This is a genomic window from Roseburia sp. OM02-15, assembly GCF_003481835.1.
GTDB lineage: Bacteria > Bacillota > Clostridia > Lachnospirales > Lachnospiraceae > Eubacterium_I > Eubacterium_I ramulus_A.
In genome coordinates this window covers 73,789-99,891 of record NZ_QULX01000004.1, presented here as the reverse complement: position 1 = coordinate 99,891, position 26,103 = coordinate 73,789, and the positions used below count along the sequence as shown (strand labels likewise).

The 26,103-nt window shown below is 39.6% G+C and carries 25 protein-coding genes and 1 other annotated feature; of the genes, 7 read left to right on the top strand and 18 right to left on the bottom strand.

The features are described 5' to 3' along the window. Nucleotides 1-57 precede the first annotated feature (57 nt). On the top strand, nt 58-468 hold the full coding sequence (locus DXB15_RS05370; RefSeq protein WP_118702266.1) for a peptide deformylase: 411 nt from the start codon (nt 58-60) through the stop codon (nt 466-468). Between the two features lie 109 nt (nt 469-577). Here DXB15_RS05370 and DXB15_RS05365 read toward each other — a convergent pair whose 3' ends face one another. Both DXB15_RS05365 and DXB15_RS05360 read right to left on the bottom strand, forming a co-directional pair. Continuing rightward, nucleotides 578-1,504, bottom strand: coding sequence for an MBL fold metallo-hydrolase (locus DXB15_RS05365; protein WP_243115599.1), 927 nt, complete (start codon nt 1,502-1,504; stop codon nt 578-580). Nucleotides 1,505-1,540: 36 nt separating this feature from the next. Next, entirely contained in the window at nt 1,541-1,756 is a 216-nt protein-coding gene (locus DXB15_RS05360; RefSeq protein ID WP_330427470.1) for a hypothetical protein, read from the bottom strand. A gap of 269 nt (nt 1,757-2,025) precedes the next feature. Here DXB15_RS05360 and DXB15_RS05355 point away from each other — a divergent pair, with 269 nt between their 5' ends. Together DXB15_RS05355 and DXB15_RS05350 are read left to right on the top strand one after the other, a co-directional pair. Beyond that, a complete protein-coding gene (locus DXB15_RS05355; protein WP_118702264.1) occupies nt 2,026-2,610 on the top strand; it encodes a DUF1294 domain-containing protein in 585 nt (194 codons plus the stop codon). Between the two features lie 168 nt (nt 2,611-2,778). Beyond that, the gene (locus DXB15_RS05350) at nt 2,779-4,203 is read left to right on the top strand and encodes an ATP-binding protein (RefSeq protein ID WP_118702263.1); all 1,425 of its coding nucleotides are present in this window, start codon (nt 2,779-2,781) and stop codon (nt 4,201-4,203) included. A gap of 490 nt (nt 4,204-4,693) precedes the next feature. On the opposite strand, the gene DXB15_RS05345 is transcribed toward DXB15_RS05350, so the two are convergent. The 4 genes from DXB15_RS05345 to DXB15_RS05330 all read right to left on the bottom strand — a co-directional run bounded on the left by DXB15_RS05345 (nt 4,694) and on the right by DXB15_RS05330 (nt 9,229). Next, complete coding sequence (locus DXB15_RS05345) at nt 4,694-5,215, bottom strand: tyrosine-type recombinase/integrase (RefSeq protein WP_109214484.1); 522 nt, start codon at nt 5,213-5,215, stop codon at nt 4,694-4,696. Between the two features lie 150 nt (nt 5,216-5,365). Beyond that, nucleotides 5,366-6,961 carry a hydroxylamine reductase gene (gene hcp, locus DXB15_RS05340; protein WP_187119646.1) on the bottom strand — a complete coding sequence of 532 codons (1,596 nt, stop codon included), beginning with the start codon at nt 6,959-6,961 and terminating at the stop codon, nt 5,366-5,368. A 342-nt stretch (nt 6,962-7,303) separates the two neighbouring features. Next, nucleotides 7,304-8,233, bottom strand: a complete 930-nt coding sequence (locus DXB15_RS05335; RefSeq protein ID WP_109214485.1) for a flavodoxin family protein — start codon at nt 8,231-8,233, stop codon at nt 7,304-7,306. 156 nt (nt 8,234-8,389) lie between these two features. Then, nucleotides 8,390-9,229 carry an acetyl-CoA hydrolase gene (locus tag DXB15_RS05330; protein ID WP_118702262.1) on the bottom strand — a complete coding sequence of 280 codons (840 nt, stop codon included), beginning with the start codon at nt 9,227-9,229 and terminating at the stop codon, nt 8,390-8,392. A 215-nt stretch (nt 9,230-9,444) separates the two neighbouring features. Here DXB15_RS05330 and DXB15_RS05325 point away from each other — a divergent pair, with 215 nt between their 5' ends. Then, on the top strand, nt 9,445-10,335 hold the full coding sequence (locus DXB15_RS05325; protein ID WP_118702261.1) for a LysR family transcriptional regulator: 891 nt from the start codon (nt 9,445-9,447) through the stop codon (nt 10,333-10,335). Nucleotides 10,336-10,491: 156 nt separating this feature from the next. Here DXB15_RS05325 and thrS read toward each other — a convergent pair whose 3' ends face one another. The 3 genes from thrS to DXB15_RS05310 all read right to left on the bottom strand — a co-directional run bounded on the left by thrS (nt 10,492) and on the right by DXB15_RS05310 (nt 14,643). Further along, nucleotides 10,492-12,249 carry a threonine--tRNA ligase gene (thrS, locus tag DXB15_RS05320; RefSeq protein ID WP_109214488.1) on the bottom strand — a complete coding sequence of 586 codons (1,758 nt, stop codon included), beginning with the start codon at nt 12,247-12,249 and terminating at the stop codon, nt 10,492-10,494. Nucleotides 12,250-12,334: 85 nt separating this feature from the next. Continuing rightward, nucleotides 12,335-12,565, bottom strand: a binding site (T-box leader). Between the two features lie 191 nt (nt 12,566-12,756). Beyond that, complete coding sequence (locus DXB15_RS05315; protein ID WP_109214489.1) at nt 12,757-13,827, bottom strand: tyrosine-type recombinase/integrase; 1,071 nt, start codon at nt 13,825-13,827, stop codon at nt 12,757-12,759. A 90-nt stretch (nt 13,828-13,917) separates the two neighbouring features. Then, nucleotides 13,918-14,643: a tRNA lysidine(34) synthetase gene (locus tag DXB15_RS05310; protein ID WP_109214490.1), complete on the bottom strand. Its 726-nt coding sequence runs from the start codon at nt 14,641-14,643 to the stop codon at nt 13,918-13,920. A 201-nt stretch (nt 14,644-14,844) separates the two neighbouring features. Here DXB15_RS05310 and dtd point away from each other — a divergent pair, with 201 nt between their 5' ends. Then, a complete protein-coding gene (gene dtd, locus DXB15_RS05305) occupies nt 14,845-15,297 on the top strand; it encodes a D-aminoacyl-tRNA deacylase (RefSeq protein ID WP_109214491.1) in 453 nt (150 codons plus the stop codon). Between the two features lie 174 nt (nt 15,298-15,471). Here dtd and DXB15_RS05300 read toward each other — a convergent pair whose 3' ends face one another. The 5 genes from DXB15_RS05300 to DXB15_RS05280 form a co-directional block, all read right to left on the bottom strand. After that, nucleotides 15,472-15,921, bottom strand: a complete 450-nt coding sequence (locus DXB15_RS05300) for a DarT1-associated NADAR antitoxin family protein (protein ID WP_118702260.1) — start codon at nt 15,919-15,921, stop codon at nt 15,472-15,474. A gap of 17 nt (nt 15,922-15,938) precedes the next feature. Then, nucleotides 15,939-17,084, bottom strand: coding sequence for an AI-2E family transporter (locus DXB15_RS05295; protein ID WP_118702259.1), 1,146 nt, complete (start codon nt 17,082-17,084; stop codon nt 15,939-15,941). A 44-nt stretch (nt 17,085-17,128) separates the two neighbouring features. Next, complete coding sequence (locus DXB15_RS05290) at nt 17,129-19,900, bottom strand: cation-translocating P-type ATPase (protein ID WP_118702258.1); 2,772 nt, start codon at nt 19,898-19,900, stop codon at nt 17,129-17,131. 600 nt (nt 19,901-20,500) lie between these two features. After that, complete coding sequence (locus DXB15_RS05285; protein WP_118702257.1) at nt 20,501-20,716, bottom strand: PF20097 family protein; 216 nt, start codon at nt 20,714-20,716, stop codon at nt 20,501-20,503. Nucleotides 20,717-20,719: 3 nt separating this feature from the next. Further along, nucleotides 20,720-21,157: a helix-turn-helix domain-containing protein gene (locus tag DXB15_RS05280; protein WP_118702256.1), complete on the bottom strand. Its 438-nt coding sequence runs from the start codon at nt 21,155-21,157 to the stop codon at nt 20,720-20,722. Between the two features lie 303 nt (nt 21,158-21,460). Between DXB15_RS05280 and DXB15_RS05275 the strand changes: the two genes are divergently transcribed. Continuing rightward, on the top strand, nt 21,461-22,027 hold the full coding sequence (locus DXB15_RS05275) for a GNAT family N-acetyltransferase (RefSeq protein ID WP_109214500.1): 567 nt from the start codon (nt 21,461-21,463) through the stop codon (nt 22,025-22,027). Between the two features lie 411 nt (nt 22,028-22,438). Here the strand turns inward: DXB15_RS05275 and DXB15_RS05270 are convergent, their stop codons facing one another. From DXB15_RS05270 to yedE, 3 genes are all read right to left on the bottom strand, one after another. Next, entirely contained in the window at nt 22,439-22,675 is a 237-nt protein-coding gene (locus DXB15_RS05270) for a DUF3343 domain-containing protein (RefSeq protein WP_109214626.1), read from the bottom strand. 185 nt (nt 22,676-22,860) lie between these two features. Continuing rightward, nucleotides 22,861-23,079 (bottom strand): sulfurtransferase TusA family protein, encoded by a 219-nt coding sequence (locus DXB15_RS05265; RefSeq protein ID WP_109214625.1) that lies wholly within the window; start codon nt 23,077-23,079, stop codon nt 22,861-22,863. A gap of 2 nt (nt 23,080-23,081) precedes the next feature. Continuing rightward, complete coding sequence (gene yedE / locus DXB15_RS05260) at nt 23,082-24,182, bottom strand: YedE family putative selenium transporter (protein WP_118702255.1); 1,101 nt, start codon at nt 24,180-24,182, stop codon at nt 23,082-23,084. Nucleotides 24,183-24,709: 527 nt separating this feature from the next. Between yedE and DXB15_RS05255 the strand changes: the two genes are divergently transcribed. Further along, a complete protein-coding gene (locus DXB15_RS05255; RefSeq protein WP_118702254.1) occupies nt 24,710-25,606 on the top strand; it encodes a selenium metabolism-associated LysR family transcriptional regulator in 897 nt (298 codons plus the stop codon). A gap of 74 nt (nt 25,607-25,680) precedes the next feature. Here DXB15_RS05255 and DXB15_RS05250 read toward each other — a convergent pair whose 3' ends face one another. Next, the gene (locus DXB15_RS05250) at nt 25,681-26,052 is read right to left on the bottom strand and encodes a hypothetical protein (protein WP_118702253.1); all 372 of its coding nucleotides are present in this window, start codon (nt 26,050-26,052) and stop codon (nt 25,681-25,683) included. Between the last annotated feature and the right edge of the window lie 51 nt (nt 26,053-26,103).

The following is a 26,103-nucleotide window of genomic DNA, read 5'->3' as shown; positions in this document are numbered from 1 at the left end:
AAAAGTCTATTATATGATTATAGAAATTCAAAAGATAATGGAAAGTGAGAAAAAGATATGGTACAACAAATTATGCATGATCCGCTGTTTCTTGCACAGAAATCAGAACCGGCAACCAAAGCAGATCTGCAGGTTGGAAAAGACCTGCAGGATACACTGAAAGCACATCGGGAAGGCTGTGTTGGAATGGCTGCAAATATGATCGGAGTAAAGAAGAACATCATTATTGTAAACATGGGATTTTTCGATGTAGTTATGTTTAATCCGGTGATTGTTTCAAAAAGCGGAGTTTATGAAACAGAAGAAGGCTGCCTGTCGTTAAGCGGTATTCGTAAAACTACAAGATTCGAAAATATTGAAGTAGAATATCAGGATTTCTCGTGGAAAAAGCAGCGTCAGAAATTGTCTGGATGGACAGCACAGATCGTACAGCATGAGGTAGATCACTGTAATGGAATTCTGATATAAGTTAAAAATACCATCAAGTTTCAATAATGGAACTTGGTGGTATTTTGGGTTAAATCGGGTTAAATCTTTGTGACATGAAAATTGCAGCATTCATCATCATATTTTTAAATCAGATTTCAATCTGCAATCCAACTTTCAGCTGGTGTACGATATCGCCAAGACCATTTTTAAGTATTTTATATGCACGGCTTTTGGTGCAATGTCCTGTGCAGACATAATGAATACCAGTATCTTTTATTTGCTGTATTACGTTTTTGATTTCTTCTTCGGACTTATTAAACAGATGGAATCCACCGATAATGCCATATACTTTTTCTGTTGGGAATGTCGTTCCCACCTCATTAATAATATTAGCAACACCACCATGACAGCAGCTATTGAAAATCACTAAGCCTTTTTGAGTACGGAATACCAGACTCTGTTCGTGAGAAAAATCATCATATATCCATCGATGATGTTCTTTACGGTACATACTTTCACGTTTACCAACCATTTTAAGGTTTGGTGTCTTGTGAGGAATCAGATATACGCCCGGTATAATCTCATAGTCCCCATCAGTGTATATTATCCTGTCACGATAATCCGTTAAAATGTGCTTTGGTAAGCCGATATATTTGTGGAAGATCCATTTTTTTGCATAACAATTTTCCTGACAGCCTTCCCGTAAGAAAAAAGGAGCGTGATCGTTCAAGTTGAAAAACGTTGCCATCGAATCCGAATGGTCATAATGTGCGTGTGACAGCACAGCATAATCAACAGATTCTATTGATTTTCCCAGTTTTTTGGCATTCTTTGCAAATAAATCAGATGCTCCAGTATCAAGTAGAATATTTTTTCCATTGTATTCTATGTAAATGCTTAATCCCCATTCGCCTTCCATTTCACCACAGGATATATTGTCAATTAATACAGTTGCCAGCATGGGTATCCCCCTTTGTTTTTGTTTGTAATCATTCTGCGCGGCAGAGATGTGTGTAGAAAGATAATCACATACGATACCGTGTAGTGCGCCAACAGCATCTATAGTATCTTGCATAGCTTTCTCAAAAAACATTTTTTTCTTTTGTATGGTTTAATTATTTCTGATTTTTCGGACATTTCGGTTCATAACAAAGCGACCGATAGTTCGATATAATAGTGCCTTTATTGGTGACATTTCCTGCTGATGTTCTGCAAGCAAATCATCTGGAGCGTCATAGACTCCGAAATCCTGATTAATGCCTTCGCTTTGGATGTAGGTACTATTTCTGTTAAAGTCAATATATTCTTTACGTTCGATTAGTTTCATAGTTCACAACTTTCAAAAGTTTAAAAATTTTTATTTTTTGAAATCGACTTTTCTATAATTATATTGTTCATAAATAGTATATGCAAGTTTTTAGTTTCAAAACTTTAAATTTTTTCAACTTTTGAAACTGATATCTATAAAAAACGCGTAGAGGAAAAGATACAACTTGTAGTTGATTCATTACTTGGCTCCCCATCTGTTTGCGTATATTTTATATATTTAGTATAATAAGAAAAGTATCTTACATTCCAGAAAGGTAACAGAAAAAAATGTTTGAATTAGGAAAACTTGAATATTATTTACTGGTAATAAATGCGATAGGTGTATTGGTCTATCTGATCAATATGCTCCTGTATAGACATACAGTAAACGGACAGATAGATGTGATAGTAACGATTGTGTCTTTGCTTGGTGGTTCTGCCGGTATGTTACTTATGATTCTGCTTTTTGACAGGAAAGCAGTGAAAGAGAATATGATGTCTCGGGTGTTTATTATATGTATTTTCATCATCCAGATAATTATTTTACTGATTTACAAAGGGCATCATGCAGAGCATTTCACGCTTGCATTTTGGAAATTTTTTGCAGAACGCCGGATACTTTTGATATATCTTGGAATCATGAATCTTGTAACATTCATCGTATTTGCAATAGATAAGGCTAATGCCTGTGCGCATCGTTCCAGAATCAGAATCGTGACACTGCTAGGATTATCATTTGCTGGTGGATCCGTGGGCGGACTTATAGCGATGTATTTGTTGCATCATAAAACGCAGAAGGATTATTTTACAGTTGGAATGCCTATGATTATTATAATGCAGGTTGTTGTTCTTTTTTATGTAATGAATATGTGATGTAATTAATTTGTTTAGGCAATGAAAAACACCTAGAAAACAGAAAGTTGAACATTGACTTTTAATTTTATAGGTTTATAATATAAATATATTTATCATAAATTGAATTATCATAAATATTTTTATATTAAATTAATAAAGGGGATTTTGTAAAAAAGAGGTGATGACATGAAATTTATTGGAAGAAAAAACGAAATGGCAAAGCTGGGTGCAGAATATAAGCGAGATAGTAGCTTTGTGGTCATTTATGGCCGACGTCGGGTAGGAAAAACAACGTTAATAAAAGAATTTTTGAAAGATAAAACAGCTTTTTATTTTCTGGCAACAGAAGAGATTGAATCCCAGAGCATGAAGCGGTTGGCAGGTGTTGTTGCACGAACAACCCAAAATAATCTGCTGCAAAAAGCTGTTTTTACAGACTGGTTGGAATTGTTTCAGATCATAGCGAACTACGTGCCTGAGAATAAGAAGGTTTTGGTTATTGATGAGTTCCCATATCTGGTGAAAACGAATCCGGCTTTTCCCTCCATCTTACAGAACGCATGGGATGAGATTTTGAAAGACAACAATGTGATGCTGATTTTATCTGGTTCGCTTATTGGAATGATGCAGAAGCATGCTTTATCATATGATAGTCCATTATATGGTCGCAGAACGTCACAAATACGGCTGGCACCGTTGCCATTTACATCTATTTATGCCGTTCAGAATCTTTCTTTTACAGATGCAGTGGAACAATACGCAGTGACCGGTGGTGTCCCAAAATATTTGGAATTTTTTGAGGATGACAAAACGCTTATCGAACAGATAAAGAATGCGGTTCTTTCAAAAAGTGGTTTCTTATATGAAGAACCTTTCTTTTTACTGAAAAGTGAATCTATGACAGCAGTAAATTATTTTTCTATTATAAAAGCAATTGCGGATGGAAATCACAAACTCGGAAAAATAGCCAGTGCATTGGAGCAGGGAACTTCAGGACTGACACAGTATCTGTCAACACTTTCTGATTTGGATTTTGTAGAAAAACGGACTCCGGTAACAGAAAAAAATCCGGAAAAATCCAGAAAAGGCTTATATTTTATTGTCGATAATTTCATTCGTTTCTGGTTTAGATATGTGTATCCATACAAAGGTGAACTGGAACTGGATAATATGCAGATTGTGTTAGATGAGATGCAGAAAGATTTTGAGACGAAGTTTGTTGCGTTTGCATACGAAGATATCTGCAAAGACCTGTTTGCAGATCTATGTAAACAGGGAACAATTGATTTTGTCCCATCTCGGATCGGAGCCTATTGGTTGAATGATTATACTGGTGATACAGAAATAGATGTTATGGCGGTGGATAATCAGAATAAGCGAATTTTTGCAGGAGAATGTAAATATCATGCGAAACCAGTAGATGCTCCCGTATATTATGCGTTGAGAGAGAAAGTCCTAGATGCAGGAGAAATTCGAAAATCATATCCAGGTTATGACATTATTTATGGAGTGTTTGGCAAAAGTGGATTTACACAGCGGATGTTGGATGTTGCAAAGGAAACACAAAATCTGGTGCTGATCAATGAAAATCAGGTAGTAAATGTTGAGTAGAATAACATGTGCTAAACAAAAAAAGTAAAAACGGTATATTGAACGATATTTTAAGGAGATGAAAAGATTGGTAAAAAGGATATTCAGAAGCTATGAGATAATATTAAAGGAGCTGGTTTAGATACCAGCTTTTTTATATTTGACTTCTTACATATTTTACCTGAAAAAGATTGCAACTTCTTACACTTATTAGCTGAAAATGACGACTTTTTACACTTTTTAACCTGCAAGAAGCCAACAATTTCTTACACTTTTTGCCTGAAATCAACGACTTTTTACATATTAGAGCCTGCAAACAATCACGAGATTTTACAGATTAAGGCTGCAAACAACGATTTTTTACAGGTTTATACTGCAAAGAATGATAGTATATGCACAAGAATATCTAAAAACAAGCATTTTTACAGGCACAACCTGAATAATATTACACATTTAGGCTAAATTGACATGTAGTGACGGTAATATAATAGCTGTGGTGAACAACTATTCGTTAAAGCTGCCTTTTGCGAATAGTTATAACGATACGCTCTATCGAACGAACACCAAGCCTTGCGCCTTTATAACGACCAATTGTCACCAAAAACACTGCTTCAGCATCTTTTTCAAATGCATATGCGGATCGCTCTTCCAGATATTTCTCAATCAAATCAGTTAATTCATCAGACATTGAAATCCATGTAGATCGCTGTTTTGTTCTGTACACATAAAATCTGTGATTTTTCAAATCAAAATCACGAATATTTAACTCAGCCAGTTCAGAAAGCCGAATTTCAGTTTCTTTTAAAATTTGATAAATAATTTCGTCACGTAATCCGTACTGATCATTAAATCGTTTTTTCTTCGCTGATAATGTAAGTTCGCAATCGTTAAAATATGGATGTGTCTGCTGCAGATAGGTCAAAAAGGTTCGCATAGTCCTCATGTAATCATATTGTGTTTTGGGTAAAAATGTAGTTTGATTTTTATCATAAAATGTAGTACAAAATTCTGGTAACTCTGCTAAAATAGCCACTGTTCGTGCGGTATATCTACTCTCCTGTTCTTTTTTGTATTTTGGCTTTTGCTCCAAGCTTGGGTTTATGGATATAAGAATATTATATAGAAAAATAAGTAGTCGAATAATTAAATTTATCCGACTACTTACGATATGAATTAAAATGTTTTATCCTAAAATCTTTTTCAAATCCTCTTCCGGTGTACTGATCGGCGCAATATTATAATTCTCTACCAGATAATTCAGCACATTCGGTGAAATAAATGCCGGAAGTGTTGGTCCAAGATAAATGTTCTTGATTCCAAGATGCAATAAAGTAAGTAAAATACATACCGCTTTTTGCTCATACCAGGAAAGCACCATAGACAACGGAAGTTCATTTACCTCACACTGGAATGATTCTGCCAGTGCAACCGCAACTTGAATGGCACTGTACGCATCATTACACTGTCCCATGTCCATAATTCGTGGCAATCCGCCGATTTCACCAAGGTCAAAATCGTTAAAGCGATATTTTCCACAGGCTAGCGTCAAAATGATGGAATCTGCCGGTGTCTGTTTTACAAACTCTGTATAATAATTTCTTCCAGCTCTTGCACCATCGCATCCGCCAACTAAGAAAAAGTGGCTGATTGCACCGGATTTTATGGCATCAATGATAGTATCTGCCACACCTAATACGGTTCCATGTCCGAATCCGGTCATAACAAAATGACCGCCGTTGATGCCTGTTTTTTCCTGATCTGTGTCATATCCGCCCAGTTCCAGAGCCTTTTCGATCACTGGTGTAAAATCTTTCTTTTCATCGATATGAACCATTTCCGGATAAGATACGATCTCTGTGGTAAATACGCGATCGGCATAACTTGGTTTCACTGGCATCAGGCAGTTGGTGGTAAATAAAACCGCTCCCGGAATATGATCAAACTCTTTTTGCTGATTCTGCCATGCAGTGCCAAAATTTCCTTTCAGATGCGGATATTTTTTTAATTCCGGATAAGCGTGTGCTGGAAGCATTTCTCCATGCGTATAAATGTTGATGCCTTTGTCTTTCGTCTGTTCCAGAAGAAGCTCCAGATCCTTGAGGTCATGTCCTGTGACAACGATAAATGGACCTTTTTCAATGGTAAGCGGTACTTTGGTCGGCACCGGTGTACCATAAGTAGTGGTATTTGCCTGATCCAGCAATGCCATACATTTTAAGTTCACCTCTCCCACTTCCAGAACAACCGGAAGCAGATGCTCCATTTCCAGATCGTAGCTGATAAAGGACAGTGCCTTGTAGAAGAAGTTGTTGACGGTTTCGTCTGTATAGCCAAGAACCATTGCGTGATAAGCGTAAGCTGCCATACCGCGGATGCCAAATAAAATCAAGGATTTCAGGGAACGGATATCTTCGTCCGGCTCGTTCCAGAGATTTTGCATATCATAGTTGGAGGTATTTCCACATGGAGACATGCAGCTGCTGCAGTTTGGTACAACTGTTGCCTTTTCGTCATTTACTGCCTGAATCATAGCAGTTAATGTTTCTGTATTAAAATTCACATTTGTGACAGTTGTAAATAATCCTTCGATGATGATGCGGTCGGTGTTTTCTGTTTTCGGGTTATTTCCACAGGCTTTTGCCAGACCGATCAGAGCGCCGGTCAGTTCATCCTGTAAGGCAGCGACTGCTGCATTTTTTCCACAGACACCTGCTGCGCCTGTACAACCGCTGCATCCGGCAGTCTGTTCACACTGGTAACAAAACATTTTCTGTTCCATAATAAAAAATCTCCTTTGCTGTAAATATGTTTTTCGTATGTTTTGGATAAAATCAGTGATTAATAATTCAACCATGAACGTATGTGACTTTGGTTGGCACAAACCAGCATATTTTCTTCAAAATCACTACATTATATACATGATATATATGAACTATTTTGTAAAAAACTCTCTTATCGAAATACTGATCACATTATAACCAAAAAGAAAAGCCCTGTATGTTGTTAAAACAACATATTGGACTTTTCACGTTACATTTTTTTACATATCTTTGATTTATATTTTTGATTTATGCTTATCAAATCATATATTTTTATTGATTTAACAGGTAATGCATAGTTCCTATTCCGGTTTAACTGCTGTGATAGCCTCTGCATAACGCTGAACTTTTGCTTTATACTCATCACTTCTTGCAGCAGCACCTGCATTTTTCTCATTATTCTGAATATCATCTGCATGAATAAACTGACCGCTTAAAGTATCATGCGCATGCTCAATCTGGGATTCCTCAAAGGTAAAGCGAACCTTGCCATCCTCTGTCACTAATTTACCGCGGATACCGCACTGACCGCAGACTGCCACGTTATCTCCCTCAATGTAGAAGTTTCTGGAATGGCAATGTGGACAGACACCGTCCTCACCTTTCCAGGTTGCATGTTCGATATCTTTTGCAGCTTCTGCAAGGTTTACACCAATCTGATGGGCACGGGCTACTTTGGAATCATCTGTTAAGATACCAAGAGACCACATAAATACTTCATTATCAATGACTTTCCACATCGGAGTCAACGCATGCAGATAGAAATCATTCTGAATCTCTGTTGCCCAGTCAGAACCACCGATTCCCATATAGGAAACCGCTCTTGTTTTCATATATTTCGGATCGATTCGTTTACCACCATTTGCTGCTGAAATCTTGTCCGCAACAATGTTGTTGGATAATCCCATACGCGGTCCAAAACGGTCCATAATAGTGTGGAAAATACCTGCTGCACATTTTTCAAAGATCGGAATAGAGAAGATAATTCCGTCTGCATCCAGCATTTTATCTAATAACCATTGGAAGTCGTCTTTTAATACACACATGTTGCCTCTGCCGGAAAACAGGCTCATAACACATGCTTTACAGCCGGTACAGTGTTTGATCTCAAGATCCATCAAACGTACAAATTCAATCTCAGCGCCCTGCTCTTTTGCTGCAAGTAACGCTTCTTTGCACATACAATCGTTGGCACCATTTTTAGTACCACCTGAAATACCTAAAATCTTCATGTTATTTTTCTCCTTAAAAAAAATTGTCCTAATATGTCCTAAACTATGCTATACAGTTTCGCAGATCCAAAAAACTTGCGTATGAGTAAAAGAATGGCGTAAAGGATCTGCGTTCCTGTATCATCTATTGTAAAAATGTTTTACAACCAAAGTAACTTAGCGCATCGGCAGATAGCCTCTGTATTGTTTCAAATTGTCGCTGGTTGCGATATCGGTCAAAAACAGGCTTGCAAACTGGAATTGTGGGCGCAGATAAGGGAAGTTATCATACTCAGCCCATTCCGGTTTTTTGAAAGATGCAGCATTTTCAACGGCACAGTGATACCACTCTTCCGGACCGTCAAACCACATCTCCACACAACGATCCATATGACAGTTGTTGATCTCTTTTTTGACTTTGCTTGTCATCATGCGGGTAACTTCCGGCATTGCCGCAAATGCAGGTAATACTTCGTTCATCATCCACTGATCACCATCTTCTTTGTGTCCTTCCGGATAGGAAACCAAAAACTGCCAGCGGTAATTCGGACCATCCACCATAGTACGACCGGCACCTTTGAGATCTTGCTCCCAGAAAATCGGTAAAAAGGCAAAAATAAATGGCGGGCATCCATTATCACCACCGGAAGCACGGGCAGCTTCACCATCTGCCATAAATCCGTCCTCTTTTGCATTTTCTGGAAGGGTTCCCTGCCAGATCATGGCATCGATCGGGAAATATTCGTTCAGTGAATTAACCAGGCTTTCCTGACTCATCGGATTTACCATCCAGTAATGCTCGGTGAGCTGCATACGGTATGTACCAAAACGCTCTCCCTGCGGTGGTGTCGGAAGTGCATTGTAAAACGCATATTTTGTTACCCAAGGCTCAAATTTTGCAATGCTTTCCGGTGCATGATAATAATAAAGCCAGTGCTGCAATTTGTGACGGTACTCTTCTTTGACACAGTCTACATAGATCAGACTGCGCAGCGGCTGATACGTGATTTCTCCCATAATAAAATCCTCCTTCTTCGTACAAAAAACGTAACGTACTTGTTATCTGATACTTAAAATTATAAAGGCAGGCGTGGATTGTTGCAAACAGGAAAGAAAGATGATAGTATAAGTATAACTTATGGAAAGACGCTGTATCAGGCATTTGAAATTGTATTATCTCGGGAAAAATTGATACTATTTTCTGGAAAGCATAAGAAAAATGGAGGGGAACCATGACGTTACAACAATTAGAATACTTTGTATCTGCGGCACATAATCTGAATTTTTCCAAGACCGCAGAGATGTTTTTTGTTTCACAGTCTGCCATCACGCAGCAGATCCGTAGTCTGGAAAAAGAACTGAAGCTGGATCTGTTTGTACGGAAAAATAATCGTATCTCACTGACGGATTCCGGACAGGTATTTATGCGGGAAGCGGAACAGATTCTGGCAAAAGTCAGCGATTCTATTGAGCGGGTACATTCGGTACAGCGTGGTCAAAAAGGAACGTTGCGGATCGGGTATATCAAATGTATGGAGATGGGAAGTTTTCCAAGAAATGTACAAAATTTTTATTTCAAATATCCGGGTGTTGGCATTGATCTGAAAAGGGACAATGCGGTGGCATTGCATGATGAGTTTCTAATGGGGGAATATGATATTATTTTTAATGTGGAAAGTCCACTGCTCTCCTATCCGGATACGACAGAAATCACAAAAATTGGAGAATATCCGTTTTTTGCAGTCATTCCACCGGAACATCCATTGAGTCATCGTGAAATGATCACACAGGAAGACTTAAAATACGAACGGTTGATCATCCACAATTTCAGTCGTAGTAAATCAGAATTTCCCCATGATTTTCCGGCAGGTTATCTGCGAAATGATCTGATGCAGAATATTTCCAGAACAAACGATGACGCAGCAACGATACAGACTATGGTGGCAGCTGGTATGGGAATTGGAATTTTGACCGAACTGGAGGTTGAAAAGGCATCTATGCCACTGAACCTCTCTTATATTCCATTGGAAACCGATGGAATTCAGGAGATTTTATATGTGATTTATTCAAAGGAAAATGAAAATCCGCTGATTCCGCTATTTTTAGAGGAAATGAAGAAATAGAGATTTGGGGAAGGTAAATTTTTGATTATTCAACGTAGATAGAAGCGAAAATTAATTGAAAGTAAGATACAAAAAATGAGCTCCACTTATCTGTACATTACATACAGAAAGCAGAACTCATTTTTATTATTTACGGTAAGGAAATCTTACGAAATCCTATCTTGCTTTTGTTTCGATTTCAGTTGTCAGTTTTGTAACAAACTCGTCTAACGGAAGAACCGTTGTCTCTTTCTGACCATGGAGACGGTATGCAACGGTTCCGTCCTCTTTCTCTTTCATACCGATAACAAGAAGGTATGGTACTTTCTGAACCTGTCCTTCTCTCATACGGTAGCCAAGTTTCTCTGCTCTGTTATCCAGCTCAACACGAACATCTGCTGCATCCAGTGCATCATAGATTTTCTGAGCGTACTCGTTCAGTTCCGGATCATCTGTTTTAACCGGCATGATACGTGCCTGAACCGGTGCTAACCATGTCGGCAGGTTTCCTTTTGTCTCCTCAAGGATGTAAGCCATGAAACGATCCAGAGAACCAAGGATTGCACGGTGAAGAACAACCGGTGTCTTTTTCTCGCCGTCGCGGTCTACATAAGTCAGCTCAAATTTAGCCGGCAGACAGAAGTCAAGCTGGCAGGTAGAAAGTGTATACTCATTACCAACAGCCGGTTTTACGTTTACATCAAGCTTAGGTCCGTAGAAAGCAGCCTCGCCGATTTCCTCTGTATACTCGATACCAAGGGAATCCATAACCTCACGAAGTGCGTTTTCAGCTTTGTTCCACATTTCATCATCATCATGATATTTCTCTTTGTCTTCCGGATCACGCAGAGACAGCACGCATCTGTAATCTGTAATACCGAAATCTTTGTAAGTAGAGAAGATCAGGTCTACTACTTTGGAGAACTCGTCTTTGATCTGCTCCGGAGTTACAAACAGATGTGCGTCATTCTGGCAGAAGTGACGTCCACGCTCGATACCTTTTAAAGTACCGCTTGCTTCAAAACGGAAGTCATGTGCGATCTCACCGATACGGATCGGCAGATCTTTGTAAGAATGGATTCTGTTTGCATAGATCATCATGTGATGCGGGCAGTTCATCGGTCTTAATACGAAAGACTCTCCCTCAACTTCCATAGCCGGGAACATGTTGTCTTTGTAGTGATCCCAGTGTCCGGATGTCTTATACAGATCTACAGTACCAACACATGGAGTCATAACGTGCTGATAACCAAGTTTACGCTCTTTGTTTTTGATGTAGTTTTCCAATTCCTGCCAGATGACATATCCTTTCGGAAGGAACATCGGAAGTCCACGTCCAACCAAATCGTCTACCATGAACAGACCCATGTCTTTACCGATCTTTCTGTGGTCACGCTCTTTTGCTTCCTCTAATAACTGCAGGTGTGCTTCCAGTTCTTCTGCTGTCGGGAAACATACACCATAGATACGCTGCAGCATTTTGTTTTTGCTGTCGCCTTTCCAGTAAGCGCCGGAATGTCTGATCAGTTTGAAGTGACGGCATAATTTTACGTTGTCTACGTGAGGTCCACGACAGAGGTCTGTGAAATCACCCTGTGTATAACAGGAAATATTGCCATCCTCCAGATTGGAGATCAGATCCAGTTTATAGCTGTCATCTTTGAACATTTCCATAGCTTCTTCTTTGGAAATCTCATGACGGATGATCTTTTTGCCGGATTTTGCAACTTTTTTCATTTCTTTTTCGATAGCTGCGATATCCTCATCACGGATAACGTCATCGCCAAGATCGATATCGTAGTAGAATCCCTCTGCTACAACCGGTCCAACCCAGAATTTTGCCTGCGGATACAGGTGCTTTACTGCCTGAGCCATCAGATGGGCACAGGAGTGATTGAGCATGTTTAACTGTTCATCTTCTTTAAAATTAACCATTGTTTTTCCTTTCCAGAACCTTTGTTTATTGAGTTGCTTCTATAAACTAAAAAAGCACCTTTAAATATACCTGCTGCCAGATATACTTAAGGGTGCATACATACACGGTTCCACCTTAATGTTTTACTTATTCAGCCTGTAACGCGGCAAAACGGTGACGCTTAAAAAATCTGTCCTGCAAAACAGGTCTGACAAATCTCTTTTCACGCACAGCTCAAGACTGGTCTTCCTGTATGATTCTCATAAGCAGCTTCCACCAATCCTGCTCTCTCTGGAATGTTCCTGCATACAGTACTTGTTCTTTCATCGCTTTTCTCAATATCGAATCAAATTATAGCACACTGAAAAATAATGCACAAGGGTAAGATTGCGAATCAGGGCATGTTTTTTTCAATCAGTGCAACCGTTTATTATTTAGACCTGTTTTTAATAAGCATACTTATTAAGATAAGTGCATCGATGTATTTGGTATCTGTATTTTTTATGAGCACACTTACATAAGGAATATTATTCTTCTTCAGAATCAGGTTGTTTTTCCCGCAGACGAACTGCTTTTGCTGCCATCCGGCGCCTGCTGTCCGCCTGTGCCGCATAGTGTTTCTTTGTCGTATTGACATCTTTGTGTCCTAACACATCTGCAACAAGGTAAATATCACCGGTTTCCTGATAAAGTGTCGTACCATAGGTACTGCGCAACTTATGTGGTGTGATATTTTTTACCGTTGTCACAAGGCGGGAATATTTTTTGACCAGATTTTCCACACTGCGTACATTGATCCGTTTGTTCTGCATGGAAAGGAATACCGCTTCGGTACTGCCTTCCTTCGGCTCCATTTCCAATCGTTCATCCAGATAGGCATCCAGCGCCTCGGCTACTTCATCGCCAAAATATACCATAACCTCGGAACCACCTTTCCGGTGAACCTTAATGCCGTTGTTTTTGGGATCAATATCATTCAGATCCAGACCGACACATTCAGAAACACGGATTCCGGTGCCAAGCAAAAGCGTCAAAATCGCCATATCCCGTTTTTTTGTTTTGTTATGATAAATCTTCTGACGCTCCGTTAACTTCTCGCCAGATTCCGCCTCATCCAGTAAAATAGCAATCTCATCCACATCCAGACGGACGATATTTTTCTCATGCTGTTTTGGCATTTTCACCAGTGCAGCAGGATTTTTTTCAATGATCTCCTTGCGGAAGAAATAATTGTAAAAACTGCGCAGACAGGCAAGTTTTCGCATTTGACCACGTTCGTCATTGGTATATTCTTTCCCGTTATGATGATAAAATTTCAAATATTGCAGATATTCTTCGATGTCCATCGGTGTAATCTGCTCCAAAATATCAATTGGGAAATCGACGATCTCCATTTTTGAAAGTGCGGCATTGTTTTCATGGAGATAGTGAAAAAAGACGCCAAGGTCGTAGGCATAGGCAATCCGTGTACGGGAAGACGTTGACGGCTCAATACCGATAAAATATTCCCGACAGAAATGCGGCAGTTCAGCTACCAGCGCGCGGAGTTTCTGCTCGTTTTCAATATTAATCTGATCACTGTATTTTCGTTCTTTCATATAAAACCATTCTTTCTAAAAAAATTATGTTCGTATCCTGCTTTTTCATTCATCAGAGAAAAGGGAATTTTTACTACTCATATTAAAATATCAGTCTTTCTGTCCTTCCCAGTCCGGGATATGCCCGTTGATCAATGCAGTAAACAAACGTGTCTTTGCCCCCGGATTTTCATGGTTGATGGACCGGATGAGCTGTTTGACATATTCACGTCTGGTTGCTCCATCTGCAGGACATGGATTTTTTACTACCGGAAGGTTGTATTTATTTTTAAATCCGATAACATCTGCTTCCTCCACATACAAAAACGGACGGATAATGGTCAATTCCATGCGGTCCAGATAGGTTTTTGGTGGGAAACAGTAAAAATGTCCTTCGTAAATCATGGACATCATCATTGTTTCAATAAAATCATCCTTGTGATGCGCATAAGCGACTTTATTGCAGTCAAGCTCTTTGACTGCGTTGTATAATGCACCTTTTCGCATTTTTGCACACAGGGAACATGGATTTTTCTCCTTGCGTTCTTCAAATACAATCTGTCCGATCTGTGTTTTTATGATATGATGTGAAATGTCAAGTTCTTCACAAAACTGCGTGACCGGACTCAGATCAAAACCTTCCATGCCAAGATCTACACTGACCGCTGTCAGGGTAAAATGCTTCGGATAAAAACGTTGCAGACCGTGCAGGGCATATAGTAACGCCAGAGAGTCCTTTCCGCCGGATACGCCGATGGCAATTCGGTCCCCTTCCTCAATTAATTTATAAGTATCTACTGCTTTTCTGGTAAGACTTAGCAGCTGCTGCAATTTCATATGTATTGTTTCCCCGTTTCTATATTGATTTTGTGTCGAAAATTATATACTATGATAACATATAATAACATTTTGGTAAACCTTTTCGAACATTTGTTTTGTATTATACAAATGTGAATAGAACTATGTGTATGCATGAAGAAGTAAAAAATAATACACGTATTTGTTTCTATAGGTTTAAAGAGAAAGGATTTTGAAGTTATGAAATTTGTAATTCAGCGTGTACAGCACGCTTCCGTAACCGTAGACAATGAAGTGATCGGAAAAATTGGAAAAGGATTTATGGTTCTGATCGGTGTTTCTGAAGAAGATAATACAGAAATCGCGGATAAAATGATCAAAAAACTGATCGGTATGCGCATTTTTGAGGATGAAAACGGAAAAACAAATCTGGCACTTAAGGACGTAGATGGCGAACTGCTGCTGATTTCTCAGTTTACCTTATATGCAGATTGCAAAAAAGGAAATCGCCCGTCTTTTATTAAGGCAGGAAATCCAGAACTTGCAAATAGCTTATACGAATATATCATTGCTGCCTGCAAAAAAGAGGTCCCTGTGGTAGAGACTGGAAGTTTTGGTGCTGATATGAAAGTGGAACTGCTCAATGACGGACCATTTACGATTTTGTTGGATTCTGATGAAATTATAAAATGATAGGTAAACATGTATGCAGCATTTCAAAAAGAGAAAAATGATAAGGACGTAACAATAAAGTACCGCATACATATTTGATATAATTTGGGGTTTTAACAAGGTAATCTTCTCATTCATACTGAGCGTTTCATGATTTCCAGTATGAATGAGCTTTAGAAATACCTTTTGTGACTTTCAGCCACATCTCAGATCAAGATAATTGTCTGCTTCTTTTTTATTATTCAGTGTGTAACAGTGAAGTGTGTAGTAATTTTCCACATCTGCCTTTGTGAATCTGCATGGTACAACTGGTGTAAAAAGTTTCACTTTGTTTTTATTCAAAAGTTGGACACGCTCATATGCATTTGCGTCTACTGCTTTTCCATTCTCCTGTGTTCTAAATAATTTCAGATAGGAAGAATATTCCCTGACTTCATGAATCAGTCCCGCCTTGACCAGACCAACAAAAATTGCTGCGGATCTGGCTTGACAGTTCAATGAGCTCGTTGCCAAATCCGTAAAAGCGGTATATTCTCCTGATAAAAGGAGATCCTTTACTTCCTGATTTTCTGGTTCAAGAAGTGCATTCAGATATAAAAAATCGTAAAACAAGGAAATATGATGTGCTGGTGCATAAAATATCATATCGTCAAATTATGGTTTTATGGTACCTCATGTTTATTCAGTTTTTTCTTTAATTTTTCATATACCAGCTGACGGAACAAGGTATAGCATACCGATGCCAGTGGAATAAACAGAAACATCCCCACAATTCCCATAAGTTTTCCACCTGCGATCACCGCTAACAGCACCCAGATGGATGGAAGTCCGACAGAATTTCCTACCACATGCGGATAGATCAGATTCCCTTCAATCTGTTGCAATACAAAAAACAGAATCAGAAAAAAAATCGCCTGTTTCGGATTTACAATGAAAATGAGAAAAAATCCGAAAATACAGCCTGTAAAAGCGCCAAAGATCGGAATCAGTGCGGTACTTGCAATGACCACACTGATCAGCAGCGCATAAGGCATACGGAAAATCGTTAATGTCAGTAAGAATAGTCCGCCAAGAATTAATGCTTCCAGACACTGTCCGGTAAAAAATCGTGTAAAACTTCTGGAAATCAGGCTACAGATACCAAAGAGCTTTACTGCTTTTTCTTCGGAGCAAAATGCATAAATCACTTTTTTTACCTGCATTTGCAGCTTTTCCTTTTGAAATAACAGGTAGCAGGCAAAGGCAAATGCCAGAAATCCGGTTACGATTCCCTGAAATACTGAACCAATGGCAGAAATGGTCGAACCGGTAATCGATTTGGCACTGTCTTTCAAAAAATCAGAGATTGCCTGTAGCAATTGTTGCGTATCAAAAGCTTGCGTTCCAGTCAGATGTCCGATCAGAGGAGCATTTTCGTTCAAGTGTTCTATGCTGGATTGAAATTGTGGCACAAAATCTGTGATATTTTCACTGAGCATGGAAAAGCTTTGTGTCAGCTGCGGGATCATAAAAAACAGCATCAGCCAGATGACAGCAACTACGATCAATAGCGTTAATAAAAAACTGATGATTCGAATGGAAGTTCGATATCTGTTCGATTTTTGACGGAGCAGTCTTTTTTCGATAAAGCGCATGGGAATGTTTAGGATAAATGCCATAATACAGCCGATCAGGAATGGCAGCAGGATTTCCCAGATAGTATGCAGCAGGTTCCATTCGGTGTTTGTTTTCCCAAGGAGCAGGATAAGTAAAATGGCAATTATCAGCAGTAAATATTTATTTTTTTCGATAAAATTTTGAAACTTCATATTAAGTACCTCTTTATTTCTTGACCAATCAGAATATTTTGTGATTACTCTTCTCCTCTACTTTTTATCCACTTACAAAACTGAATAATCGGCAGACTCAAAAATGCGTACAAATACACCATACCAAGCTGTGGCATTGTCAATGCCTGTACTTTGAAAAGTGCCTGCAATCCCGGAAACATCAGCACGCTGGTAATCAAAGCTGCTCCCAGTCCAAATGCGGCAAGCAGCCATTTATTGTGAAACATCTTTTTCGTAAATAAAACAGGTTTTTCAGATTTACAGTTAAATCCATGAAACAACCGTGCCAGGCAAAGCGTTCCAAAAGCACAGGTGCTGGCAAGTACTGCGTTTCCCTGCTGCAATCCAGTGAGGAAGGAACAGATTGTTACGATTCCGATCACAAGTCCTTCCAAACCTGTTTTTTTCAGAAAGGAACGGGTTAAAATAGAACTTGTGGCAGTGCGTGGATGTTCTTTCATTACATCGTCTGTGTGTGGTTCTAAGCCAAGTGCAATCGCTGGAAGACTGTCTGTCAGTAAATTGATGAAAAGCAAATGCACCGGTGCAAATGGAACCGGAAGTCCGGTAATGGATGCTGTCAATACAGTTAAAATGGCACCCATATTTCCAGATAATAAAAACTCAATGGCATGTAAAATGTTTTGATACAGATTTCGACCGTTCTTTACTGCGGATACGATCGTGGAAAAATTGTCATTTGTCAGGACCATGTCGGCGGCATCTTTTGCGACTTCGGTGCCTGTGCCGCCCATAGCTACACCGATATCTGCCTGTTTTAATGCCGGTGCATCATTGACACCGTCCCCTGTCATAGCAACGATATGTCCCCGTGTCTGCCATGCCCGGACAATGCGGATTTTGTGCTCTGGTGAAACACGGGCGTAAACGGATATTTCCGGAACCAGTTCCTGCAATTCCTTATCAGACATAGTATCAAGAGCAGCGCCTTCACATGCTTTTGTGTCTGGTGTCAGAATTCCAATCCGTTTGGCAATAGCGGATGCCGTCAAAATATGATCTCCGGTGATCATGACCGGTCGAATTCCTGCTTTGATGCAAGTTGTTACTGCTTCTTTGGATTCCGGACGTGGCGGATCCATCATAGCAATCAGTCCAAGAAATGTCAGATGATACTCGTGATCAAAGGTAAGTTCTGTAATATCTGAAACTTCCCGATAAGCAAATGCAAGTACGCGTAATCCCTGTTCGGAATATTTTTGATTTTGCAGTTGAATACGATTTTGTTCTTCCATATTTAACGGAACGACTCCATTTTCAGTCCAGACGGCATCCGTACGCTGCAACAGCACATCCACAGCTCCTTTTACAATCAAAAGCTGTTTTTCTTTGGAATCAGAAGTATGCTCCGTTTGGAAAAATGTATGCAATGTTGACATCATTTTACGTTCACTGTCAAAGGGAAGTTCGTCGATTCTTGGATATTTTACCTGTATTTCTGAAATGGGAATGTGCATTTGATGTTCCATTTGCAGCAGAGCAATTTCAGTCGGATCGCCAATACCTGCTGAAGATGTATTTTTATTATTTCCTGCTGAAGTCGCAAAATTTCCCAAATCCGTTGAGGTTATCTGTTTGCTATTATTTTTATTGTCTTTATTGTTGGAATCCCACTGCTTTTCTGGTGTTGTGAAATTTGTTGATTGATTTTCGATTTTAGCATCATTACACAATACACTGGCGAAATATAACAGTTTATTAGCTAGATTGGAAGATGTTACGTCTTTTGCAGGACTGGTCTCTCCGTTCACATAATAGTGTTCCACAGTCATTTTGTTCAAAGTCAAAGTACCTGTTTTATCTGAGCAAATGACAGAGATGCTTCCAAGTCCTTCTACAGCCTGAAGCTTTCGGATAATAGCATGCTCTTTTGCCATTTTTTGTGTGCCAAAAGATAAAACGATGGTCACGATGGAGCTTAATGCTTCTGGAATCGCTGCGACTGCCAAAGCGACTGCAAACAAAAAGGCATTTCCAACGGATTCCCCACGCAAAACACTGATTCCAAACAAAATGCCGCAAAAGATCAAAATGGCGATAGACAGCTTTTTCCCGAAAGAATCAAGTGAAGTTTGCAGCGGAGTCCGCTTTGCAGATGTATTGTGCAAAAGATTTGCAATTTTACCGACCTCCGTGTGCATGCCAATGTCGGTAATGACAATTTCCCCACGACCGCTGGTAATGAAACTGCCGGAAAAAACCATATTTCTGCGATCGCCCAGAGCTGCCTGCTCAGAAATCGCATCGATGATTTTATCAGAGCTGAGGCTTTCACCGGTCAATGTGCTTTCGTCGATTTTTAAACCGGCACATTCGATGATTCGTCCATCAGCGGGAACGACATCACCGGCTTCCAAAAGGACGATATCGCCCGGAACCAGTTCTCTGGCAGGAAGCTGCACGACAGTTCCATTGCGAAGAACAGAGGCTTTTGGTGCAGATAAGTTTTTCAGACTGTTCAAGGAACGTTCTGCCTGTCGGGTCTGTATCGTTCCAAGAATGGCATTTAATGTGATAACGATCAGAATAACGGCGGCGCTTTCTGTGTCACCAAGTAGTCCGGATATGACTGCTGCGATCATGAGAATGATGACAAGGAAATCCTGAAATTGTTCCAGAAAAAGTTTCCATAAAGGTTTCGATTTGGCAGAGGTCAGTTCATTCCAGCCGGATGTGTGGCGGCGTTCTTCTGCCTGGGTGGATGTCAGCCCCTGTGCGGAACTGTCAAAGTGATTCATAACTTCTGTGGCGGTAAGCTGATACATTTCTTTCATGTTAAATCCTCCTTTTTACCTGCATTTTGTTATCTGCAATCTGCGTTTCGATTATGCAAGTTCAGGAATCTTTGAACTTAAAAAGAGACCATTATTGCACAATCAATGTGCAATAAAAGTCTCACCGTTTCCTTACGACACCGGATGGTTCACATCGTACTGACGACATCGTAAACGTGGAATCACGTAGGTTACTCCCTTTTATTAATTCTAATATATATGACAATGCGAAAATATGTCAAGGAAAATTTTTTTACTTTTTGTAGGAATAAACGTCTACCATCAATATTTTCCGATTTTTGCTAATACCTGAATGGTATGTAATGCTTTTGATTCCATTTTTATAAATTCCCTTCATTATGATAGATGTATGCTTTCTTTGCAATCCTGTTTTTGTATGATTTTATTCTAGCAAATACAGTTTTGTTCTCATAGGTTGGTATTTAGGAGAAATGTGTCAAATTTATAGGTGTTATTATCTCTATTTCAGGTACAGGAAAATGTTGTTATGCTATTTGTTCGCAAAGAAAAATACCGGACACAGAATCATATCCATATCCGGTATTCCTAAAGCGCGTAATTCCACTTGCAGGCATTGGCTTAATACTGGAACGTTACCATTCTGCATGCTTCGCAGCAATTAGCCTTTATCTGGATTCTGTGACTGGCTTTTAAAGTAGTGATTTCCACGAATCCTTTCGCTTTTTTCGCATTTTCAAATACACCCGGTACTTCATCTGCAAAACTGAAAGCACCATCTTTACTGCCAAACAAATATCCCATTCTCATTTCTTTTCCACAATTCGGACATGTCATAACTTATTCCTCCACAATCTTTCTGCTCTGTTCCATTGCATTTCGCAACTGCTGTTCAAATCTTTCTGTCGGGATCAATGCGATTCCTTCCAGATCACCAAGAACCACCAGGCGCGATCCTTCGCTCAGCCCATAATTTTCTCTGGCTTCCTTTGGAATGACAATCTGTCCCCGATTTCCCATTTTTACCGTTCCCCACAGAAATTTTCCTTCTGGTGGAGGTGTTACTTTTGTATTTCCGACTTTTTCATCATAATGCATCAGGGCATCGATCTTGATGCCGTAAAATTTTGCCAGTTTATCGCATTTTTCAATATCCGGAACAGAATCTCCCTGCTCCCATTTTGCGTAAGACTGTCTCGTAACACCAACAATCTCAGCAACCTGCTCCTGAGTCAGACCTCTGACATTCCGAAGCATGATTAAATTATCTGTCAGCATGAGCACCACTTCCTTTCTGATGAGTTTATTATAATCGTAAACGGCGGATATTTACACCATACAAACTTAACATATTTATCTAACTTGTGTTAAAAACAGTTGCCTTCTCCAGATTGAAGCTATCTTATAAAGCATAAATACAAAAATTTATTATATTCATGTATTCGGTATTACCGACCACGATTGCTCTATTATATTGAAATTGGGATATGCAATTATTTAGAATGACTTATATTTAAGAAAAAATCAAATTATTTTCTTTGCATTTTGTGCTATACTTAAGAAAAATGTTTTGGAGGACGTATGTTTTTTTATCAACCAATAGTATTAAAAAATGGGCAAAAATGTATCTTACGAAATGCAGAAGCATCGGATGCAGTAAGGCATCATGCTTATTTTGTGCAAACACATAAAGAAACGGACTTCCTTCTTACCTATCCGGATGAATGTACCATGGATATCATTTCTCTTGAACGGCAATTGAAGGAAACAAAATGCAGTGGAACGGATGTGGAAATCTGTGCCTTTGTAGACGGAAAATTAGCCGGTTCTGCCGGTAACAATCTGATCCGGGATTGTGCGAAAATGCGGCACCGGGCAGAATTTGGTATCAGTATCAAAAAAGAATACTGGGGACTTGGCATTGGTGATGCACTGACAAAAGCCTGCATTGAATGTGCGAAAAATGCCGGCTTTTTACAGTTAGAGCTTGAAGTTGTTTCTGAAAATGAAAGTGCAATTAATTTATATAAGAAGCATGGTTTTGTGGAATATGGCAGAAATTCAAGAGGTTTTCGATGCAGAGATGGACGCTGGCAAGAACTGGTTCTTATGCGGTTAGAATTGGATGAAAACGACAGAAAAATCTGATGGAATTGGCGGTAAAGAAGGATATTCATGATTCTTATTTCTTAATCCATAAAAGATATGTTTAGATATATCAGATGGGAGATGACTCCCACCTCTATAGGTGGTGAGAAACAAGCTAGTATCAGTGGTGGGAGCCAATCCCCCATCTGATATAGCCTCCGGCAGGATTACAGAGGTGCGCAGTTGAAGTATGTCATGCAATTGCATGACGCGCACCTCGCAACAAGAATGCCGGAGCATTCTTGAATGTTAAAAAATTGCCATTGGTAGATAGTTATACGAATTGAAAATAGGAATCCCTCTGAAGAATTGTTCTCTCCAGAGGGATTTTTTGCTTTAAGGTTTTGGTTATGGACAAGTCTTCTACTGCTGACTGCTTTACACAGCGGAAACAGAGAGACTTTTTATTGGTTAAATGACCAGTTCCACATTTTGTTCGATTTCAATGTGAGAACCAAGTAAATCGTCTTTATAACGGGCGTATTCCTCAGGTTCTATGCGCCATGCCAGACCGCAGCCGGCGGAAAGTTCCCTTGGAACTGGGATCAGACGACCGGAGATGTCATGTTCTTTACAATACAGCTCCATAGCCATGGCAGCGGATGTTGTATGAAATGTTAAAATCTGATAAGGTTTTTTCTTTCGCATGACGATAATTCTCCGTTTCTTGATGTAATTCAATTCTGATATTGCTATATGTAATGAGCGTAATTAAGCAAATATGCTGGTATCATTGATGCATGACAAATGTTACTCATGAACAGATTTATTTCATGATAAAATCAGTTTTTTACTTGATCATATAACAAATATCCTAATCTTCTGCTTCCTTATTATGCCCGAAATGTGATTTCAAAGCAACCGTTTTTCTGTTCGGTCTGAAACTCTTTTTTCTGATAGGTTAATGTTTTTTCAATGTTTGTTCTTGTGTGGGCTTCATCGCCGATCACACGAATGGTTTCACCCGGATGTTCATCCATGGCGTCCATGACAAGCAAAACCGGTTCCGGACAGGAAAGTCCTCTTACATCTACTTCAATGAATTCTGCCATTTTTATTTTCCTCTTTTCAGATTTCTTTTGTTTGTTACTGCAATGATAAATAATACGATAATGCATGCGATCACTGCTGCTTTACCTGCGGTAGCCGGACCACCTGCAACTGCTGCCTCAGTCTCAGTTGCGGCTTTTGCTGCTGCTCCTGCAAGACCGAAGTTATGTGCAAATGCAGCGCCAAGGAGCATTCCAAGGAATGTTACTGTACTATCGGAAGAACCCTGTCCTGCAAGGATCAGCTGACGCAGCGGGCATCCACCTGCCAGTACAGCACCAAATCCTACCACATACATGCCAAGGATGTTCCACAGATGCTGGGAATGTGCGATTGGCTGACCGGAGAAACTTAAGTGGAAGTTTCCGGTTGCAATGTTGTAGATTAACATAACGACAAACAGTGCACCGATAATGCTGAACAGGTCAAAGTTTTTCATCAGAATGACATCACGGATACTTCCTGCGAAGCACATTCTGCTCATCTGTGCGATAATACCAATGATGAGTGCGATGATCAGTGAAATTGCGATCGGTGCGTGCATGCTTCCCGGTCCTTCAGTACTTGCTGCATATGCACCAGTTGCCACACCGATGATCAGTAATACGATTAACGCGATCGGCAATACCATACCGTTTGCTTTCTTGGTTTCATAAGCTCTTCCAAGAGAAAATCCTTTTTTCAGGAAGAAGGTTCCGGTTGCCACGCCGCCTGCAAAACCGATCAGTGCTACATAAGCATTCAGATCACCGGCAGACATACGAATTACCATACGAAGCGGACATCCAAGGAATACCAAAGCACCGATCATCATGATCATTCCAAGCAGAAAACGGATCATTGGTGCAGATCCAGCGGTTGCTTTGTATTCTTTCGTGATCAGAGAAATAATAAATGCACCCACTACAAATCCTACGATTTCCGGACGGAAATACTGTACTGGTGCTGCGGAATGGAGGCTTAATGCTCCGGCTGTGTCACGGATAAAACATGCCACACAAATTGCCATGTTTGCCGGGTTTCCGAAGAATGCAAGCAATGCTGCCAGTACACCGACAATGGCACCTGCGATTGCAAGCTTCCATGTTTTGTTAAATAGTTTCATAACAGTTCTCCTTTGTGTTTTTGACGCATAACTACGTCTGTTTTTGTTGTATTCAGTATAACATTCCTGTATTTTCCAGTAAAATTGTTAATATTGATAACTTGAATAAATATATTGAGAAAAACTATAAATAGGAGTAAAATCAGATTAGAAACAGTTTATATCGATTTTTCGATAGGATATAAATTCCATTATATGAACAAAATTCAAGTCGAACGCACGTGAGACTTGGTGCGTGATTCTGGTCAGCGCAAGCTGACATTTTCTTTTCAGAATCACTGCTCTCTACACTCCGTTCCGGTCGGCGCAAAACCATTGTCTCCCAGACAATGTGCGCCCTCGCGGAGCATTTATCTCAGTCGGAGATTAAACTCCCACTGAGAAATACTTGTTACTACTCACCACTTGCAGAAGTGGGAATCTCAACTCAGACGGAGATGAATATGATTTAAATTTTGTGGTAGAGAAAATGATATACAGGAATATCGGATTTTCATACACAAAATATCTGGAAAGGAAGCATAGATATGGACATCAGACAACTAGAAGCATTTGTATATACTGTAAAATACCAGAGCTTTTCTCAGGCAGCACAAAAACTGTACTTGTCCCAACCGACAGTCAGTGCACATATCCGTTCTCTGGAGCAGGAATTTCATACACAGTTATTAAAACGAACAACAAAAACCCTGTCCGTAACACCGGCAGGCATGAAACTTTACCAATATGCCTCTGAAATTTTGACATTACAGCAGAAAGCTGTATTGGAGCTTTCCAATGAGGGAACAAATAAATTACAGATTGGGGTTTCATCTGTTCCATCGCTCTATGTGCTTCCGGAATTGCTGGCAACATATCATGATGAATTTCCGGACGTAACGTTTCATACCACCTGTGGAGACAGTCTGGAAATTATTCACAAAATAGATGATGGCACCTGTGATCTGGGACTTGTGGGAACCACCTGTTCGGATACAACCTGTGAATTTTTGCCTTTTGCATCAGACGAACTGGTTATTGCTACTCCCGCGACACCTTACTATCAGGCTTTTATAAAACAGAAAGAACCATTGGACGATCTGCTGAAAGAACCATTTTTATTGCGGGAAGATAATTCCGGAACAAAACAGGAAACCCTCCATTTTTTGAAAAACAGAGGGCTTACGTTGGATGATCTGAATGTTATTGCGATTATGGATGATGCCGGTTCCTTAAAAAAATGTATCAAACTTGGAATGGGAATTTCCATTCTCTCCCGTGCGACAGTTGTTTCTGATGCTAAACAGGGTAAACTACTGATCTTCCCATTGGGAGAAGAAGCTTTTCTGCGAAAACTGTATATTGTGTATTCACCTGTTCGATATCTGTCAGAACCTGCAGGACAGTTTTTGAAATTCCTAAAGAATTACTATCAGTTATCCTAATAGTATGAAAATACCAATTCTAGAACGCGTGTTCCTGTTGGCGGCAACTAGCATGAAAGTATCTTTTTGAGGCTTTAGATAACCTGAAACTTTTGCCAGGTGCCTTTTTTGTAGCGAATCCAGAAAATGATTGCCCGCACCAGCCAGTCAAGACACATAGCCAGAGCAATTCCGATTACGCCAAGATTGCACCAGATACCAAGGAGTACAGATAAAACGAATCGCACGCCAATGGTTGTAAAAAGGGAAATACCCATGGTAAATCGTACATCTCCGGTAGCACGTAGTCCTTTTCCCAGAGGATCCGCAAATGGAAAAACAACCGCATTTGCAATATTGTGAATCAGAACCAGCCAGATTACCAGATGTCTTGTCTGTTCGATAAAAAGCGGAATGATCATTCGTTTTAACTGTTTATTAGAAAAAAATTGTTCTGATTGCTGCATGTTCGTCTCCTGTTCGGTTAAGTGCTATATTATTATCCAAACGCCAATATA

What these genes read in the sequence shown, in the direction of transcription:
- DXB15_RS05265 (WP_109214625.1), bottom strand. Translation starts at nt 23,079, where the DNA reads ATGGCAGAATTCATTGAAGTAGATGTAAGAGGACTTTCCTGTCCGGAA.
- DXB15_RS05295 (WP_118702259.1), bottom strand. Translation starts at nt 17,084, where the DNA reads ATGAAGTTTCAAAATTTTATCGAAAAAAATAAATATTTACTGCTGATA.
- DXB15_RS05250 (WP_118702253.1), bottom strand. Translation starts at nt 26,052, where the DNA reads ATGCAGCAATCAGAACAATTTTTTTCTAATAAACAGTTAAAACGAATG.
- DXB15_RS05285 (WP_118702257.1), bottom strand. Translation starts at nt 20,716, where the DNA reads ATGACATGTCCGAATTGTGGAAAAGAAATGAGAATGGGATATTTGTTT.
- DXB15_RS05300 (WP_118702260.1), bottom strand. Translation starts at nt 15,921, where the DNA reads ATGATATTTTATGCACCAGCACATCATATTTCCTTGTTTTACGATTTT.
- DXB15_RS05350 (WP_118702263.1), top strand. Translation starts at nt 2,779, where the DNA reads ATGAAATTTATTGGAAGAAAAAACGAAATGGCAAAGCTGGGTGCAGAA.
- DXB15_RS05370 (WP_118702266.1), top strand. Translation starts at nt 58, where the DNA reads ATGGTACAACAAATTATGCATGATCCGCTGTTTCTTGCACAGAAATCA.
- dtd (WP_109214491.1), top strand. Translation starts at nt 14,845, where the DNA reads ATGAAATTTGTAATTCAGCGTGTACAGCACGCTTCCGTAACCGTAGAC.
- DXB15_RS05290 (WP_118702258.1), bottom strand. Translation starts at nt 19,900, where the DNA reads ATGAAAGAAATGTATCAGCTTACCGCCACAGAAGTTATGAATCACTTT.
- DXB15_RS05360 (WP_330427470.1), bottom strand. Translation starts at nt 1,756, where the DNA reads ATGAAACTAATCGAACGTAAAGAATATATTGACTTTAACAGAAATAGT.
- hcp (WP_187119646.1), bottom strand. Translation starts at nt 6,961, where the DNA reads ATGGAACAGAAAATGTTTTGTTACCAGTGTGAACAGACTGCCGGATGC.
- DXB15_RS05270 (WP_109214626.1), bottom strand. Translation starts at nt 22,675, where the DNA reads ATGCGAAAGAAAAAACCTTATCAGATTTTAACATTTCATACAACATCC.
- DXB15_RS05325 (WP_118702261.1), top strand. Translation starts at nt 9,445, where the DNA reads ATGACGTTACAACAATTAGAATACTTTGTATCTGCGGCACATAATCTG.
- DXB15_RS05310 (WP_109214490.1), bottom strand. Translation starts at nt 14,643, where the DNA reads ATGAAATTGCAGCAGCTGCTAAGTCTTACCAGAAAAGCAGTAGATACT.
- DXB15_RS05330 (WP_118702262.1), bottom strand. Translation starts at nt 9,229, where the DNA reads ATGGGAGAAATCACGTATCAGCCGCTGCGCAGTCTGATCTATGTAGAC.
- DXB15_RS05335 (WP_109214485.1), bottom strand. Translation starts at nt 8,233, where the DNA reads ATGAAGATTTTAGGTATTTCAGGTGGTACTAAAAATGGTGCCAACGAT.
- DXB15_RS05365 (WP_243115599.1), bottom strand. Translation starts at nt 1,504, where the DNA reads ATGCAAGATACTATAGATGCTGTTGGCGCACTACACGGTATCGTATGT.
- yedE (WP_118702255.1), bottom strand. Translation starts at nt 24,182, where the DNA reads ATGAAACTATTTAACAAAACATGGAAGCTTGCAATCGCAGGTGCCATT.
- DXB15_RS05275 (WP_109214500.1), top strand. Translation starts at nt 21,461, where the DNA reads ATGTTTTTTTATCAACCAATAGTATTAAAAAATGGGCAAAAATGTATC.
- thrS (WP_109214488.1), bottom strand. Translation starts at nt 12,249, where the DNA reads ATGGTTAATTTTAAAGAAGATGAACAGTTAAACATGCTCAATCACTCC.
- DXB15_RS05280 (WP_118702256.1), bottom strand. Translation starts at nt 21,157, where the DNA reads ATGCTGACAGATAATTTAATCATGCTTCGGAATGTCAGAGGTCTGACT.
- DXB15_RS05255 (WP_118702254.1), top strand. Translation starts at nt 24,710, where the DNA reads ATGGACATCAGACAACTAGAAGCATTTGTATATACTGTAAAATACCAG.
- DXB15_RS05355 (WP_118702264.1), top strand. Translation starts at nt 2,026, where the DNA reads ATGTTTGAATTAGGAAAACTTGAATATTATTTACTGGTAATAAATGCG.
- DXB15_RS05315 (WP_109214489.1), bottom strand. Translation starts at nt 13,827, where the DNA reads ATGAAAGAACGAAAATACAGTGATCAGATTAATATTGAAAACGAGCAG.